This is a genomic window from Terrabacter sp. Root85 (assembly GCF_001429185.1).
Classification (GTDB): domain Bacteria; phylum Actinomycetota; class Actinomycetes; order Actinomycetales; family Dermatophilaceae; genus Terrabacter.
In genome coordinates, this window is sequence record NZ_LMIW01000014.1 from 64,522 (window position 1) to 80,310 (window position 15,789).

General features: G+C 72.5%; 10 protein-coding genes and 1 riboswitch. Of the genes, 8 read left to right on the top strand and 2 right to left on the bottom strand.

Features of this window, described 5'->3' with window-relative positions; translation table 11 throughout:
- The first annotated feature begins 7 nt into the window (after positions 1–7).
- Both hrpA and ASE25_RS20910 read left to right on the top strand, forming a co-directional pair.
- Positions 8–4,153: an ATP-dependent RNA helicase HrpA gene (gene hrpA / locus ASE25_RS20905; protein ID WP_056827272.1), complete on the top strand. Its 4,146-nt coding sequence runs from the start codon at positions 8–10 to the stop codon at positions 4,151–4,153.
- Positions 4,154–4,236: 83 nt separating this feature from the next.
- A complete protein-coding gene (locus ASE25_RS20910; RefSeq protein WP_056776172.1) occupies positions 4,237–5,175 on the top strand; it encodes a proteasome assembly chaperone family protein in 939 nt (312 codons plus the stop codon).
- A 139-nt stretch (positions 5,176–5,314) separates the two neighbouring features.
- Here ASE25_RS20910 and ASE25_RS20915 read toward each other — a convergent pair whose 3' ends face one another.
- Together ASE25_RS20915 and ASE25_RS20920 are read right to left on the bottom strand one after the other, a co-directional pair.
- Complete coding sequence (locus ASE25_RS20915) at positions 5,315–7,066, bottom strand: DNA polymerase (RefSeq protein WP_056776174.1); 1,752 nt, start codon at positions 7,064–7,066, stop codon at positions 5,315–5,317.
- Positions 7,059–8,225, bottom strand: coding sequence for a MalY/PatB family protein (locus ASE25_RS20920; RefSeq protein ID WP_056827273.1), 1,167 nt, complete (start codon positions 8,223–8,225; stop codon positions 7,059–7,061). Before ASE25_RS20920 ends, ASE25_RS20915 begins: the two co-directional genes overlap by 8 nt.
- A gap of 159 nt (positions 8,226–8,384) precedes the next feature.
- Here ASE25_RS20920 and ASE25_RS20925 point away from each other — a divergent pair, with 159 nt between their 5' ends.
- The 6 genes from ASE25_RS20925 (at position 8,385) to ASE25_RS20950 (ending at position 15,769) form a co-directional block, all read left to right on the top strand.
- The gene (locus ASE25_RS20925) at positions 8,385–9,140 is read left to right on the top strand and encodes an EcsC family protein (RefSeq protein WP_235508784.1); all 756 of its coding nucleotides are present in this window, start codon (positions 8,385–8,387) and stop codon (positions 9,138–9,140) included.
- 104 nt (positions 9,141–9,244) lie between these two features.
- A complete protein-coding gene (locus ASE25_RS20930) occupies positions 9,245–9,925 on the top strand; it encodes a YkvA family protein (RefSeq protein ID WP_056827274.1) in 681 nt (226 codons plus the stop codon).
- A 161-nt stretch (positions 9,926–10,086) separates the two neighbouring features.
- Positions 10,087–11,778 carry a DUF4192 domain-containing protein gene (locus ASE25_RS20935; protein WP_056827275.1) on the top strand — a complete coding sequence of 564 codons (1,692 nt, stop codon included), beginning with the start codon at positions 10,087–10,089 and terminating at the stop codon, positions 11,776–11,778.
- 82 nt (positions 11,779–11,860) lie between these two features.
- Positions 11,861–11,975, top strand: a riboswitch (SAM riboswitch).
- A 15-nt stretch (positions 11,976–11,990) separates the two neighbouring features.
- Positions 11,991–13,250, top strand: coding sequence for a homoserine O-acetyltransferase (locus tag ASE25_RS20940; protein ID WP_056827276.1), 1,260 nt, complete (start codon positions 11,991–11,993; stop codon positions 13,248–13,250).
- Between the two features lie 164 nt (positions 13,251–13,414).
- Positions 13,415–13,813, top strand: a complete 399-nt coding sequence (locus tag ASE25_RS20945; protein ID WP_056827277.1) for a universal stress protein — start codon at positions 13,415–13,417, stop codon at positions 13,811–13,813.
- Positions 13,814–14,152: 339 nt separating this feature from the next.
- The gene (locus tag ASE25_RS20950; RefSeq protein ID WP_156415605.1) at positions 14,153–15,769 is read left to right on the top strand and encodes an RNA polymerase sigma factor; all 1,617 of its coding nucleotides are present in this window, start codon (positions 14,153–14,155) and stop codon (positions 15,767–15,769) included.
- The last annotated feature ends 20 nt before the right edge of the window (positions 15,770–15,789 follow it).

The window sequence follows — 15,789 nt, forward strand, 5'->3', positions numbered from 1 at the left end:
GTCGAGCATGTCCGACGAGCCTGCGAACGCACCCGCGCGCTCGCGGCCACCTCGTCGACGCGGGCGTCGACGTCCGGCGGGCGCCCAGCAGCCTCCGGCCCAGACACCCTCGGCCCCCGCCTCCTCGGCCTCCTCGGCCTCCTCGGCTTCCTCGGCCTCCACCGAGCCACCGGCCTCCTCGACTCCCTCGACGCCCGCGGCCGCCGAGGGCCATTCGGACCGGACGGCCCAGCGCGCCAGGGCCACGGAGGGTGACCGGCGCGACCACGGCCGCACCGCGACTTCGCGACGTCAGTCCGTCCGCACCCTGACGCCCGAGCAGCGGGAGGCCCGCCGCGCCGCCCGGGCGGCGACGGTTCCGCCCATCACCTATCCCGAGCACCTGCCCGTCGTCGAGCGTCGCGACGACATCGCGGCGGCGATCCGGGACCACCAGGTCGTCGTCATCGCCGGTGAGACGGGGTCGGGCAAGACGACCCAGATCCCGAAGATCTGCCTCGAGCTCGGTCGCGGCCTCGACGGCGTCATCGGGCACACCCAACCGCGTCGTATCGCGGCGCGCGCCGTCGCCGAGCGGCTCTCCGAGGAGCTCGCCGTCGATCTCGGCACCGCTGTCGGCTACCAGGTGCGCTTCACCGACCAGAGCAGCCGAGACACCCTTGTCAAGGTCATGACCGACGGCATCCTGCTCGCAGAGATGCAGCGGGACCGCGAGCTGCGCCGCTACGACACGATCATCATCGACGAGGCCCACGAGCGCAGCCTCAACATCGACTTCATCCTCGGCTACCTCAGGCAGCTGCTGCCTCGGCGCCCCGACCTCAAGGTGATCATCACCTCGGCCACCATCGACCCCCAGCGCTTCGCCGAGCACTTCGCCGACCCGGCCACGGGCGAGCCGGCCCCGATCATCGAGGTCTCGGGCCGCACCTTCCCCGTCGAGATCCGCTACCGCCCGCTCGTCGACCCCGACCGCCCCGAGGCGGAGGAGCGCGACATGGTGACCGGCGTCTGCGAGGCGGTCGAGGAGCTGTGGACCGAGCGGCACGCAGGCACGAGCAGCGACATCCTCGTCTTCTTCTCCGGCGAGCGAGAGATCCGTGACGCCGCCGACGCGCTCAACGGCATGAAGCTGCCCGTCACCGAGGTCGTCCCGCTCTACGGACGGCTCTCGGCCGCCGAGCAGCACCGCGTCTTCTCGTCGCACACCGGCCGCCGGATCGTGCTGGCCACCAACGTCGCCGAGACCTCGCTCACCGTCCCGGGCATCCGCTACGTCATCGACACGGGCACGGCGCGCATCAGCCGCTACAGCCAGCGCACCAAGGTCCAGCGTCTGCCCATCGAACCGGTCAGCCAGGCGTCGGCCAACCAGCGGTCGGGTCGCTGCGGGCGCGTCTCCGACGGCATCGCGATCCGCCTCTACTCCGAGGACGACTACGACAGCCGCCCCGAGTTCACCGACCCCGAGATCCTGCGCACCAACCTCGCCTCGGTCATCCTCCAGATGACGAGCCTCGGGCTCGGCGACATCGCCCGCTTCCCCTTCGTGGACCCGCCGGACAGCCGCCAGATCACCGACGGCGTCCGGCTCCTCGAGGAGCTCCAGGCCTTCGCCCCCGAGGACGACGAGCCCGCCCCGGCGCGGGGGAGGCGACGTCCGGGACGCCGCCTGACGGCATACGGCCGCACCATCGCGACGCTGCCGATCGACCCGCGTCACGCGCGCATGGTCATCGAGGCCGACCAGCGCGGTGTCCTGCGCGAGGTGCTCGTCATCGTCGCGGCCCTGTCGATCCAGGACCCGCGCGAGCGGCCGCAGGACAAGCAGGAGCTCGCGAACGCCTCGCACAAGCGCTTCGCCGACGAGACGAGCGACTTCGTCACGTGGCTCAACCTCTGGGCCTACCTCAAGGAGCGGCAGCACGAGCTGAGCAGCAGCGCCTTCCGGCGGATGTGCAAGGCCGAGTTCCTCCACTACCTGCGCATCCGCGAGTGGCAGGACCTCCACAGCCAGGTCAAGCAGGCCGCCAAGCAGGCCGGTCTCGACCTGAGCCGCGGGAGCACTCACGTGGCCCAGGGCGAGCTCGACGTCGACGCGATCCACCAGTCGCTGCTCGCCGGACTCCTCTCGCACGTCGGTGTCCGGGACGAGCAGAAGCGGGAGTATGCCGGTGCGCGCGGCACGCGTTTCGGCATCAGTCCCGGGTCGGCGCTCTTCCGCAAGCAACCCCAGTTCGTCATGGCCGAGGAGCTCGTCGAGACGAGCCGCCTGTGGGCGCGCGTCAACGCCCGCATCGACCCCGTGTGGGCCGAGCAGCTCGGCGAGCACCTCGTGAAGCGGCAGTACTCCGAGCCACGGTGGTCGGGAAAGCGTGGCTCGGCCGTCGCGACCGAGCGCGTCACGCTCTACGGCGTGCCGCTCGTCGTCGGCCGCGTCGTAGGCCTCGGCCGCATCGACCCCGAGCTCGCGCGCGACCTCTTCATCCGGCACGCCCTCGTCGAGGGCGACTGGCACACCGAACACGCTTTCCTGCGCGAGAACGCCGCCCTCGTCGAACGCCTCGGCGAGCTCGAGGCCCGCACCCGGCGCCGCGACATCGTCGTCGACGACAGCACGTTGATCGCGTTCTACGACAAGCGGATTCCCGCCGACGTCGTCTCGGGACGTCACTTCGACACGTGGTGGAAGAAGGCGCGGCGTCAGACGCCGGACCTGCTGACCTTCACCGAGGAGCTGCTCCTGCGCGAGAGCGCGGGCAGCATCGCCGACGAGGACCACCCGACGACCTGGACCCAGGGCGAGAACGTCCTGTCGGTGACCTACCAGTTCGAGCCGGGATCGGCACAGGACGGCGTGACCGTGCACATCCCGGTCGAGCGCCTCAACCAGGTGACACCCGACGGCTTCGACTGGCAGGTCGCGGGCTTCCGCGAGGAGCTCGTCACGGCGCTGATCCGCAGCCTTCCCAAGGGGATCCGCCGCAACCTCGTTCCGGCGCCCGACCACGCCCGCGCCGTCCTGCCCGAGCTCGACCCGACGTCGGGACCGCTCCTCGTCACGCTCGCGACCGTGCTGCGGCGCCGGGCGGGCGTCGCCGTCACCCCCGCGGACTTCGACGTCGAGCGCATCCCGCCGCACCTGCAGGTCACCTTCAGCGTCGACGGCGCCGACGGCCGACCCGTCGCCACCGGCAAGGACCTCGAGGCGGTCCGTGACACCGCCGCTCCGCAGCTGCGCCGGCAGGTCAGCCGCGCCGGCTCCGGACTCGAGCGCGCGGGCCTCACGTCGTTCCCCGACGCAGGCGTGGCCGAGTCGTTCGAGAGCGCGCAGGGCGTCCACGGCTACCCGGCCCTCGTCGACACCGGCTCGACCGTCGACCTCCGGGTGCTCCCGACGCGTGCTGAGGCCGACGCCGAGCACCGCCTCGGGGTCCGGCGACTCCTCCTGCTCGGCATCTCGCCGCCGTGGAAGCAGATCCTCGCCCGCCTGACGAACACCCAGAAGCTCGCGCTCGGCCACAACCCGCACGGCAGCGTCCCGGCCCTGCTCGACGACTGCCTCGCCGCCGCCATCGACGCGATCCGCGACGACGCCGTCACCGACAGGTCGGACCACACGGTGCGCACCCGCGAGGACTTCGAGTGGGCCCTGTCGGCCGTGCGCACCCACACGACCGCCAAGGTCGTGCAGGTCGTCGGGCTCGTCGAGCCGATCCTCGCCAAGCACCTCGCCCTGACGAACCGGCTCGCCGAGCTCGACCGGTCGAGCAGCCCGGCCATCCGACCGATGCTCGCCGACGTCCGGGCCCAGCTGGGAGAGCTGGTGCGCCCCGGCTTCGTCGCCGACACCGGGCTGCGCCGTCTGCCTGACCTCGATCGCTACCTGCGGGGGATCACCCACCGCCTCGACAAGGCGCCGGCCAACCTGGCCCGCGACGCCCAGGCGCTCGAGCAGGTCGACCTCGTCGAGGGCCGGTACGCCGACCTGCTCGACACGCTGCGGCCCGCCCAGCGCGGCGCCGCCGACGTCGTCGACATCGGCTGGATGATCGAGGAGCTGCGGGTCTCGCTCTTCGCGCAGACCGTCGGGACGGCATACAGCGTCTCGCCGCAGCGCATCCTCAAGGCGATCGCCAAGGTGGACGCCTGACCCCTGCCGCGCCCGGACATGGGGAATCATGGGATGCAGCGGAGCGTTGCACGAAGGACCCCGTACGACGAAAGGCCAGACCCGTGCAGGACCCGACCGAGCTCTTCCAGTTCGAGAGCGACACCTCACCGAGCCAGCTCCAGCAGCTGCAGGCGTCGGTGCTCGTGGTCGCCCTCGGCGGATTCATCGACGCCGGCCACACCCAGCGACTCATGGCCGACCACATCCTCGAGACGCACGAGTCGCGCGTCATCGCCTCCTTCGACGTCGACCAGCTGCTGGACTACCGCGGCCGTCGACCCGTCATGGTCTTCGACCGCGACCACTGGAGCAGCTACGACGACCCGAGCCTGCTGCTGCACCGCGTCGTCGACAAGGAGGGTGTGCCCTTCCTGCTCCTCGTCGGCCCCGAGCCCGACTACCAGTGGAACCGGATGGTCGAGGCGACCACGATGCTCGTCAAGGCGTTCGGCGTCGACCTCACCGTGAGCGTCCACGGCATCCCCATGGCCGTCCCGCACACCCGACCGCTCGGCGTGACCGCGCACGGCACCAACCCGCGGCTCGTGACCGGCAACGACCCGGCGTTCGGCACGGTCCAGGTGCCGGCGAGCTTCTCGTCGCTGCTCGAGCTGCGCCTCGGCGAGGCAGGGCTCGACGCCATCGGTTTCGCCGTCCACGTGCCGCACTACCTCGGTCAGAGCGAGTTCGCCGACGCCGCCGTGCTCGGCCTCGAGCGGGTGCGCGCTGCGACGGGGCTCGACCTCGACCTGCGCGAGCTCGCCGCGACCGCCGGGCTCAACCGGGCCGAGATCACCCGGCAGATGGAGGAGTCCGACGAGATCTCCGCTGTGGTGCACGCGCTCGAGCAGCAGTACGACACGTTCCTCGAGGGCCGCCAGCAGCGCAACCTGCTCGCCACCGACCTCTCGGACCTCCCGACGGCCGACGAGATCGGCGCCGAGTTCGAGGCGTTCCTCAAGGATGTCACCGACGAGGACCAGGGCGACGACCGCACCTGAGGCGTTCTGACGAAAGGCGGGTCCGACCATCTGGTCGGGCCCGCCTTCGTGTCCCCTGCTCCCGTATGCCGTCGGCCGCCGCCGATGCCGCTCCCCCCGCCGCGCCCCGCTCGCTCGTGTTCGGCTCGGCTGCCTCGGGTCAGGCTTTCGCTTCGCTCCAGCGGCGGACGATGGAGGTGTCGGCGACGAACCGGACCTCGTCGGTGCCGGCCCACGTGCGCGCTGCGCTCGTCAGCGTGCCTTCGACGGCGGCCGCCGCGGCCGCGGCGTGCTGCTCGGGCACGTGGACGAGCAGCTCGTCGTGCAGGCACAGCACGATCTGCCCGCCGAGCGGGCGCACCGCGTGGCGTACCGTCGCCGCCCACGCCTTGAAGAGCTCGGCCGCCGAGCCCTGGATGATCGCGTTGCGCGCGTAGCGGCCCCGCGCTCCGTCCGCGCCCGTCGCGGAGAACTCGGCGCTGCCGGACGGCTCGGGCGCGCCCGGCTCGAGCGCGGGCAGGGGCACCCCGCCGAAGCGGATGAGCCGTCCACCCCACGTGCGCACCGGACGGCGGGCGACCCCGTCCGCGTAGGCCCGGTCGAGCAGGCTCATGGCCACGGGGTAGGCGCGCTCGAGGTCCTTGAGGGCCTCGCCCGCCGCACCCGAGCGCTGGCCGTACATCGCTGCGAGCACGGCCACCTTGGCCCGGGGCCGGTCGGCGCCGAGCTTGGCGGCCACGGGTGCGTAGAGGTCGTCGGCGCGGGTGGCCTCGGCGAACGCCCGGTCGGCGCTGACGACGGCGAGGACGCGCGGCTCGATCTGGCCGAGGTCGGCGCGGACGAAGACGTGGCCCGGTGCCGCGCAGATGGCTGGACGCAGGGGTGCGGGGAGGTTGTGCAGACCGTTCTGCGCGGTCATGCGCCCGGCCGCCCCGTCGCAGGCGGTCCAGCCGCCACGGAGCCGGTCGTCGGCGCCGACGTGGTCGTCGAGCCAGCGGTAGCCGTAGGTCGTCGCGATCCGCTCGTCCTTGCGCCACCGGAGCAGCGCGTCGACGAGGGGATGCGTGTGCCGGTACGGCTCGAGCACCCAGGCGCGCGTGTTGGGCACGTCGACACCGACCGAGAGGAGCAGGTCGCGCACCTGGCCCGGGTTGCGCAGGTCGGCGCGCTCCCGGCCGGGCGCGTGGCGGAGCACGACCGCGTCGCGCTCTGCCCTGATGCGCGCCGCGTCGGCGTCGTCGTCGGGTCGCGCCCCGGCGGACGCCGCGATGAGGTCCTCGGCGGCGGGCCGGTCGACGGGGAGCCCGTCGCGCTCGAGCTCGAGGCAGAGCACGGCCGCGGCGGACTCGGACCACACGGTGCGTTCGAGCCGACCGACGTGGTCGCCGCCGAGGCGGGCGAGGGCCTCGCGCTGCGCGGTGCAGCAGTCGAGCGCCAGGACGGCCAGCTCGCGCAGGCGGGCGTCGTCGGTCGCCCACGCGAGAGCATCGGCGCGGAGGTGGCCGGCCGCGGTCAGCAGGGACACGTCCTCGCCGGCAGCAACGTCGAAGAGGTCGCCGTCGAAGCCGCTCAGCCGCGGCGCGCGTGGCGCGGGCACGTCGGCCTCGTCGAGCCCGCGGCACCCCGCCACGACATGACCGGGCGTCGCCCACCAGCCGCCGTGGACGATGCGGTGGGCCTCGGCGAGGTCCCACGTGCGGGAGACGTCGACACCGGCGCCGACGACGAGCCGCAGGGTCGAGGCGGCCGACCACACGACCCAGCGCGGACCGAGCCGCGTCGTCGTGTCGACGAACCGGTGCACCACGTCGCCGAGCGGCCACGCCTCGTCGACACCCGGCCCGACGGCATACGCCCCTCGGGGGCCGACGACGAGCGCGACGAGCGGAGGACCGGAAGACTTGTCAGTCAAGGCAACTCGCCATCCGCTTGACGGCCTCGCGGAGGATGTCGGGGGAGGTCGCGTAGTTGAGCCTCGCGTGCCCCGCGCCGCCGGAGCCGAAGATCGGACCGGGGGAGAGCGCGACGCGGGCGCGGCGCAGCACCTCGCCGGTGGGGTCGTCGCCGAGGCCCAGCCCGGAGAGGTCGAGCCACGCGAGATAGGTCGCCTCCGGCACGACGAGACGGGCGCCTGGCAGCTGCGCTGCGACGAGCTCGGCGAGCAGACGCCGGTTGGAGTCGAGCTCGCGGACGAGTCGGTGCACCCACTCGCGCCCGTCGCGGAAGGCAGCGGTCTGCGCGATGACGCCCAGGTGGCTCGCGCCGAACGTGACCCAGGGGTGGAGGCGGCGCACGTCGTCGGCGGCGTCGGCCCCGGGGACGATGATCGCGGCCTTGAGCCCTGCGAGGTTCCACGCCTTGGAGGCCGACGTCACGGTGATGCCGCGCTCGGCGCCCGCGACGGCGAGATAGGGCGTGAAGGTGCTCGTCGGCAGCACGAGCGGACCGTGGATCTCGTCGGAGACGACCCGGACGCCGCGCTCGTCGGCGACCCGGGCGAGGGCCGCCAGCTCGTCGGGGGTGTGCACCGTGCCGGTCGGGTTGTGTGGGTTGGAGAGCAGGTATGCGGCGCGGTCGCCCCGAGCGGTCACCTCGGCGAAGACGTCGGCGAGGCGGTCGAGGTCGAGCCGGTGGTCCGGACCGAGCGGCGCCTCGACGACCCGTCGCCCGCACGCCTCGATGACCTCGTAGAAGGCGTTGTAGACGGGCGGGCTGACGACCACCGAGCCACCGGGGTCGGTGAGGAGCCCGAGCAGGTGGGTCACGCCGGTCAGCACGTCGGCGACGCGGGTCGTGCTGTCGTGGTCGAAGCCCCAGCCCCACTCGTCGGCGGCGAACGCGGCGATCTCGGCGGCATACTCCTGCGTCAGGGCGTAGCCCGTGTCGCCCCGGGCCACGGCGGCGCTCACGGCGTCCACGACCGCGGGGCACGGCGCGCAGTCCATCTCGGCGATCCACATCGGGATGACGTCGGGCTCGTAGCGTCCCCACTTGACCGACGTGCGGTCGCGCCGGAGGTCGGCCAGCGGGACGCCGAGGATCGTCGCGCCGTCTGCGTGCCTCTCACCCATGGGAGCGACCCTACGAGAGCGGGGGGACGTCGTCTCCCGCGGTCCCCGGTCGGCTCGACTGGGTACGAGGGTGCCACGAGCGACCCGGGCGGCATACGGTGTCGTCGGCGGCGAATCGACAGCCGCCACACAGGGACGACGGACGAAGGGGTGGAGCCGGTGGGCATCTTGGGTTACGGCAGGGACGAGACCGTCGAGGCATCGGACGCGACCGCGGTGAAGCTGCGCACGGCGAAGGACGCCGGCGCGCTCGAGCGGGCTGCCCTGCCGGCCGAGGGAGGTCTCTCGGGAGCCGCGACCCGACTCGTCGAGCGTCTCCTCGACGTCGGGATCGACGGCAAGGGACCGTTCGACCCGGCCCACGAGGTCGCCGCCAACGCGCTCAAGCACGCCCGGGGAGATCGCGACCAGGCCCTGCGGATCATCGTGCGCGACCACCGGCAGCTCGGCGCGATCGGCGGCTTCGCCACCGGTCTGGGCGGCTTCTTCACGATGCCCCTCTCGCTGCCGGCCAACGTGCTCGAGTTCTACCTGCTGGCCACCCGCATGACGGCGGCGACGGCCAAGGTGCGCGGCTACGACATCGACCAGCCCGAGATCCGCTCCGCGATCCTGCTGACCCTCGCCGGCGCCGACAGCGACGACCTCCTCAAGAAGGCCGGTCTGCAGGCTGCCGGTGGCAAGCTGTCCTCCGTCGCCTTCGACCGGCTGCCCGCCCCGGCGCTCATGGTCCTCAACAAGGCGGTCGGCTTCCGCCTGCTCGGGCGCATCGGGCAGGGGACCTTCGCCCGGCTCGGGCGCCTCGTGCCCGTCGTCGGAGGCCTCATCGGCGCCGCGGTCGACGTCTACATGCTGGGCCGCATCGGCAAGCAGGCGGCCAAGGAGTTTCCTCCCGTCGAGACCTTCGGTCGCTGAGCGACCGGCTGGACTGGCCTCACCGTGAGGGACACGCAGATCACCGTTGCGCATCGCCGTCCGGGCCGGGGAATCGCACGCGGCACCCGTTCGTTGGGCCGGGCATGAAGCCCGCATCCCGGATCAAGATGGCCGCGACCGTCGCGTCGGTCGTGCGCGCCTCGACGCGACCCGGCGCGCCCAGCCTGCCGGAGCGGCTGCAGGCCGTGCCGCGCCTGGTGCGCGCCACCGTGGACGGGACGTATGCCGGCACGACCCTCAAGCGGCTCGGGCTCGTCGCAGGGGCGGTCGCCTACGTCGCTTCGCCCGTCGACCTGCTGCCCGAGGCGGTCCTGCCGGTCATCGGCGCGGCCGACGACGCCGTCGTCATCTCCTGGGCGGTCAAGGCCTTCTTCGAGGAGACCGAGCGCTTCATCGCCTGGGAGGTCGGTCAGGGTCTGCACCGCCCGCGGCCCCGGCGTGGTTCTGCGAGCGGGGCGCCGGGTGGCGATCCGGCGACCGAGGCGTCGCGCACGACGGTGCACGGTGAGCCGGTCACGGTGCCGGGCGATCCGACGACCCGGGCGTGGGCCGGAGGTGCCGAGGACGGACTGCGCCGCGACCGTGACAGCACCGGGGCTGCTGCACCCCGCCGCATCGTCAGCCGCGTCACGCGTGTCAGGGGCAGGTCCGCCAGCAGTGACCCCGGGCGGGGTCGGGACGACCGGGCGCGACTTCCGGAAGGGACGCGCCAGGCCGCGACCGACTACGTCCTCGAGTCGGTGCGCAAGCGCCTCGAGCGCTGAGCCCAGCGCACTCGGCGACACGGCGTACTGCTGCGCCGTGCTGCGTGCGGTGAACCCGGCCGCTGGGTCCGCGATCCACACCCCCTGACACGAAAGGCACTCGGTCCACAGGAGCCGATCGGGGTCTGCCGGTCCCCGGTGCGTGCCGCGAGGCTCGGGACATGCCGAAGATCTCACTGTCCGGGCCGGCCGAGCTGCTGACCATCATCCCCTTCCACCTGGGCTTCCAGCCGGAGCGCAGTGTCGTCGTGGTGTGCTTCCACGGCAAGCGGCTCGGGCTCGTCGCGCGGCTCGATCTCGTCGACGAGACCCTGGCCGCCGAGGCCGCCGCCCAGACGGTGCCGACCCTGCTCCAGGGTTCCCCGTCGTCGGTGGCCCTCGTGGGTTTCGAGCAGGTGCGCGACGAGTCGCTGGCCCTGCTCGAGGCGCTCGCCACGGGCGTCGAGGACCACCGGGTCGTCGTCCGGGAGCGACTCGCGGTCCTCGAGGGGCGCTGGCGCTCGGTCGGGTGCGACTGCTGCCCCTCGGAGGGCTGGCTCCTCCCGGAGCAGGCGGACGTGCCGGCCGTCGCGAGCTACGTGGCGCTCGGGCACTCCGTCCTGGCGGACCGAGAGGGGTTGGCGAGGCTCGTCGAGCCGCTCGCCCCCACGGAGCCCCGGCACGACCTCGCTGCCGCCGCGATCGACGACTGGCAGCGCCGCTATGTGGCAGCCGGTGGCTCCCTCAGCAGGACGCCGGCCCGGGCGAGCCGGACGGACCGGAAGCCCGCCCGGGGTCGGCGCCGTCGACCCACAGGAACGGGGCGCCGACCCGGCGCGGCGCTCGGGGTCCTCGACGGCGGCGACCCGACGGCCCGCCAGTTCCTCGTCCACGACTCCCTCGTGGCCTGGGGAGGGGTGCTGCACGGCGAGATCGAGGGGTACGGCGTCGAGCACTGGCTCCCGTCCCTCGTAGGTCCGCTCCGTGACCCGCGCTTCCATGACGCCCTGGTGGCGTGGCTCTGCCCCGGGATGGCCTCGGCCGACTTCCTGTCCGACGACCTCGCAGCCCTCCTCGGGGTGCTGCTCGGTCCAGACCTCCGGCTCGCCCCGGCTGCGGGCGATCACGAGACGGCCGGCGTCCCGACACCCGACGGCGCCGAGCCCGGTCGCTCCCCGGGATCGGGTGCGGACCCGGGCGACCCCGACACCGCGGCGGGGTCGGGGATGCCCGTGCAGGAACGCCTCGAGGAGGGCGACTCCGACGCGCTCCGAGCGCTGTTGCAGCTGCTGGCTGCGGGGCCGCCGTCGTCGGACCGGCACGACGACGACACCGACGACGAGGACCCCGGCGACGACAACAACGACGAGGACGAGGACGACCACGAGGACGACCACGAGGACGACCACGAGGACGACCACGAGGACGATGGCGAGCCGCCGCGCGACGTCTTCGAGGCACGACGGGTGCTGGACGAGCCGGACGCCATGGGGACCGTCGCGGCGCTCGAAGCGTCGGTGGACCGGGACGGACCGCGCTCGCTCGACCTTCGGGCCGGCCTCGCCGCAGCGCCCGACGCGGCTCCCGAGTCGTGGCTCGGTGACGGCACCGACCCGAGCGGCTGGGAGGAGTGGGACGAGGCTGCGACGCCACGACTCGTCCTGTCCCGCCTCGAGCAGGTCTGCCGACTCACGCCGGCGGATCATGCGGTTCCCGTCCTGTCCCTCTTCGCCTCGATGGCGTGGTGGTGCGGCGACGGTGCGCGGGCCGGGGTCGCGGTCGACCGTGCGCTCGAGCTGGAGCCCGAGGACGGGCTGGGGCGGCTGCTGCGGCACGCCCTCGACGTCGGCCTCCGGCCACGGGAGTGCGCCTGAGCGTCTCCGGCGGCGGCGCCGTCCGTCCATGTCGTGGAACGGCGCGCGGCCTCTCCGTAGGGCCTCGCGTATGGTTGGAGCAGGTCATGAGTACCAGCGACAAGCCCCGGCTCGCTGGTCGGCAACCCTCCTTCGCGGTGGGGTGCCCCGGGTGAAGACCAGGCCGCCCCGTCCCCGGGTGCGTGCAAGCGCGAGGACCGAGGAGTACCCCGATGACCGTCACCCACCGGACGCAGAGCACCCGCCGCCGTGCGCGGCCCGGGACCGCTGGCACCGGCCAGACCGGCGACTCGGCGACGAGGGACCGTGCGGCGACGAGCCACGTCGACCCGACGGCACCGGAGCCCCGCCGGCCCGACGGCGCCTGGCGTGACGGCGACCCGGTCGGCCGGCGGCAGTTCGCCCACGTCGGTGACATCGAGCTCGAGCGCGGGGGAGTGCTGCCCGACGTCCGCATCGCCTACGAGACGTGGGGCCGGCTCAACGAGGCCGGCGACAACGTCATCCTCGTCGAGCACGCACTGACCGGCGACAGCCACGTCATCGGTGAGGCCGGCGACGGACACGCGTCGCCCGGCTGGTGGAACGCCCTCATCGGGCCCGGCGGACCGGTCGACCCCGAGCGGTGGTTCGTCATCGCCTCCAACGTCCTCGGCGGGTGCCAGGGCAGCACCGGCCCCGCGAGCCCCGCGCCCGACGGTCGACCCTGGGGCAGCCGTTTCCCCTACGTCACGGTCCGCGACCAGGTCGCCGTCGAGCGACGCCTCCTCGACGGGCTCGGCATCCGCCGCCTCGCGGCCGTCGTCGGCGGCTCGATGGGTGGGATGCGTGCGGTGGAGTGGGCCGTGACGCACCCCGACGACGTCGACCGCTGCATCGTGCTCGCGTCGACGGCGTACGCGACCGCCGACCAGATCGCCTGGTGCCAGCCGCAGCTGCTGGCGATCCGCAACGACCCCGACTACGCGGGTGGCGACTACTACGAGGGCCACGCGCGACCCGACACCGGCCTGGGCCTGGCTCGCCGCATCGCCCACATCACGTACCGCACCGAGACCGAGCTCGGCACCCGCTTCGGACGAGAGGCCCAGCTCGGTGAGGACCCGCTGCGCGCCGGAGACCGCGGCCGGTTCGCCGTCGAGTCCTACCTCGACCACCACGCGGGCAAGCTGGCCCGGCGCTTCGACGCCAACTCCTACGTCGTGCTGACCGAGGCGATGAACTCGCACGACGTCGGGCGCGACCGCGGGGGGCTCGAGGCCGCCCTCGAGCGCGTCCGCGCCGAGTGCACCATCGTCTCGGTCGACACCGACCGCCTCTACCCGCCCCGGCTCTCCGACGAGCTGCACGCCGCCCTGCCGGGGTCCCGACGTGCACACATCACCTCGGAGTTCGGGCACGACGGCTTCCTCATCGAGGAGGACCAGGTGGGTCGCATCGTCCGGGACGCGCTCGAACGACTCCGCGACTGAACCCATCTGCGCGCCGGGCCGGTTCGCCGACAGGCGGCGCTGTCGCACGCTCGTCGTCCGCGTCGCCGACGCCGCGGTGAGACTTCGCGCGGGACGCGCCGGACGCCTCGTAATCGGGTACGGTGCGAGCACTGGTTGTTTCCGTCCCAAGGAGGTCCGGGAAAGTGGCCATCGTCGTTGGTTATGTCGCCACCAAGGAAGGTCGCGCGGCGCTCAAGCGAGCCGCCGAGGAGTGCGTCCTGCGTGGAGCGAAGCTCGTCGTCATCAGCTCCCACCGGGGCGGCAAGGACTTCGACGCGAACGAGGCCAGCCAGTTCGAGAACGAGCTCGCCCGGGTGCAGACGCTGCTCGAGGAGAAGGGCCTGGAGCACGAGGTGCGCCAGCTCGTCCGGGGCAACGACCCCGCCGAGGACCTCATCTCCGTCGCCGAGGAGGAGAAGGCCGACTTCATCGTCATCGGCCTGCGTCGCCGCAGCCCGGTCGGCAAGCTGATCCTCGGGTCCAACGCGCAGCGCATCCTGCTCGACGCGAGCTGCCCGGTGCTCGCGGTCAAGGGCGACTGAGCTCTCTCCGGCACGTCGTCCGGCCCGGTTCGTGCGGGCCGGACGCCCGTTCGCGGCACGCGGGTTGGACGCGCGTTCGCTCGGAGGGCGTACGCCGTTTTATAATGTCCGAGTACCGGATCGCACGAGGCGCACCGAGAGCTCGAAACAGGGATCGACTCCGACAGGCCAAGCTCTTCCGGCACCAACCCCCATTCTCGTTCGTTGTGATGGTGCATGCCCGGATTCGGGTCGACCATCAGACGAGACCTGTGACGAAAGGCGACTGCATCCGTGCCTAAGGCAACAACCGCTGGAGCTCCCAAGACCCTGCCGAAGGTGTTCCAGCACGAGGCGATCATGCAGCTCCTGGTCAAGGGCAGCAGCAGCGGCACCATCACCGGGACGGAGATCGCGCGCGCCCAGGTCGATGCAGGACTCGACCTGAAGCAGATGAAGCCGGTCCTCACGACCCTCGAGGCCCACGACATCGAGATCGTCGTCGACGCGCCGCACTCCAGCACGACGAAGAAGACCCGAACAGGGACCAAGGGAGGCACTGTGGCCACCGCACGCAGCACCACCGCCGCGGCGACGAAGTCCGCGACGCGGACGACGACCGCGACGACGAAGACCGCCGCCAAGAAGACGACGGCCAAGGCGGCGCCGGCCCGTGCCGCCGCAGCCACCGACGACGAGGCGGCCGCCGCCCCCAAGGCGGCCGCGGCCCGCACGGCCAAGAAGGCTGCCACGAACGCCGGTGTCGCCAAGGCGGCCGCAAAGCCCGCTGCCAAGAAGACCGCCACCCGCAAGACCGCCGCGAAGAAGGCCACGACGTCGGCCGACGGCACCGTCGTCGCCGGTGACGACGCCGAGCCCGAGGACGCACCGGTCGGCGAGCTGGAGGAGGTCGTCGTCGAGCCCGTCGACGTGGACGACGACGCCGAGGACGGTGACGAGGCCACCCCCGCAGCTGCCGCGAAGACCGAGGAGACCGAGGAGTCCGGCTTCGTCATCCGTGACGACGACGAGGACGACGCCCCGGCCCAGCAGGTCGTCACCGCCGGCGCCACGGCCGACCCGGTCAAGGACTACCTCAAGCAGATCGGCAAGGTCGCCCTCCTCAACGCCGAGCAGGAGGTCGAGCTCGCTAAGCGCATCGAGGCCGGCCTGTTCGCCGAGGAGAAGCTCAACTCCGGCGACAAGATCGACATGAAGCTCAAGCGTGAGCTGTGGTGGATCGCCCAGGACGGCAAGAAGGCCAAGAACCACCTGCTCGAGGCCAACCTGCGACTCGTCGTCTCGCTGGCCAAGCGCTACACCGGCCGCGGCATGCTCTTCCTCGACCTCATCCAGGAGGGCAACCTCGGCCTCATCCGTGCGGTCGAGAAGTTCGACTACACCAAGGGCTACAAGTTCTCGACCTACGCGACGTGGTGGATCCGCCAGGCGATCACCCGCGCCATGGCCGACCAGGCGCGCACCATCCGCATCCCGGTGCACATGGTCGAGGTCATCAACAAGCTCGCCCGCGTGCAGCGTCAGATGCTCCAGGACCTGGGCCGCGAGCCCACCCCGGAGGAGCTCGCCAAGGAGCTCGACATGACGCCCGAGAAGGTCGTCGAGGTCCAGAAGTACGGCCGCGAGCCCATCTCCCTGCACACGCCCCTCGGTGAGGACGGCGACAGCGAGTTCGGTGACCTCATCGAGGACTCCGAGGCCGTGGTCCCGGCCGATGCGGTCAGCTTCACGCTCCTGCAGGAGCAGCTGCACTCGGTGCTCGACACCCTGTCCGAGCGGGAGGCCGGCGTCGTCTCGATGCGCTTCGGCCTGACCGACGGCCAGCCGAAGACGCTCGACGAGATCGGCAAGGTCTACGGCGTCACGCGCGAGCGCATCCGCCAGATCGAGTCCAAGACGATGAGCAAGCTGCGTCACCCGAGCCGCAGCCAGGTGCTGCGCGACTACCTCGACTGAGGACGCGCCGCGCCGGCCGG

What these genes read in the sequence shown, in the direction of transcription:
- hrpA (WP_056827272.1), top strand. Translation starts at nt 8, where the DNA reads ATGTCCGACGAGCCTGCGAACGCACCCGCGCGCTCGCGGCCACCTCGT.
- ASE25_RS20920 (WP_056827273.1), bottom strand. Translation starts at nt 8,225, where the DNA reads ATGGGTGAGAGGCACGCAGACGGCGCGACGATCCTCGGCGTCCCGCTG.
- ASE25_RS20930 (WP_056827274.1), top strand. Translation starts at nt 9,245, where the DNA reads ATGAAGCCCGCATCCCGGATCAAGATGGCCGCGACCGTCGCGTCGGTC.
- ASE25_RS20935 (WP_056827275.1), top strand. Translation starts at nt 10,087, where the DNA reads ATGCCGAAGATCTCACTGTCCGGGCCGGCCGAGCTGCTGACCATCATC.
- ASE25_RS20940 (WP_056827276.1), top strand. Translation starts at nt 11,991, where the DNA reads ATGACCGTCACCCACCGGACGCAGAGCACCCGCCGCCGTGCGCGGCCC.
- ASE25_RS20950 (WP_156415605.1), top strand. Translation starts at nt 14,153, where the DNA reads ATGCAGCTCCTGGTCAAGGGCAGCAGCAGCGGCACCATCACCGGGACG.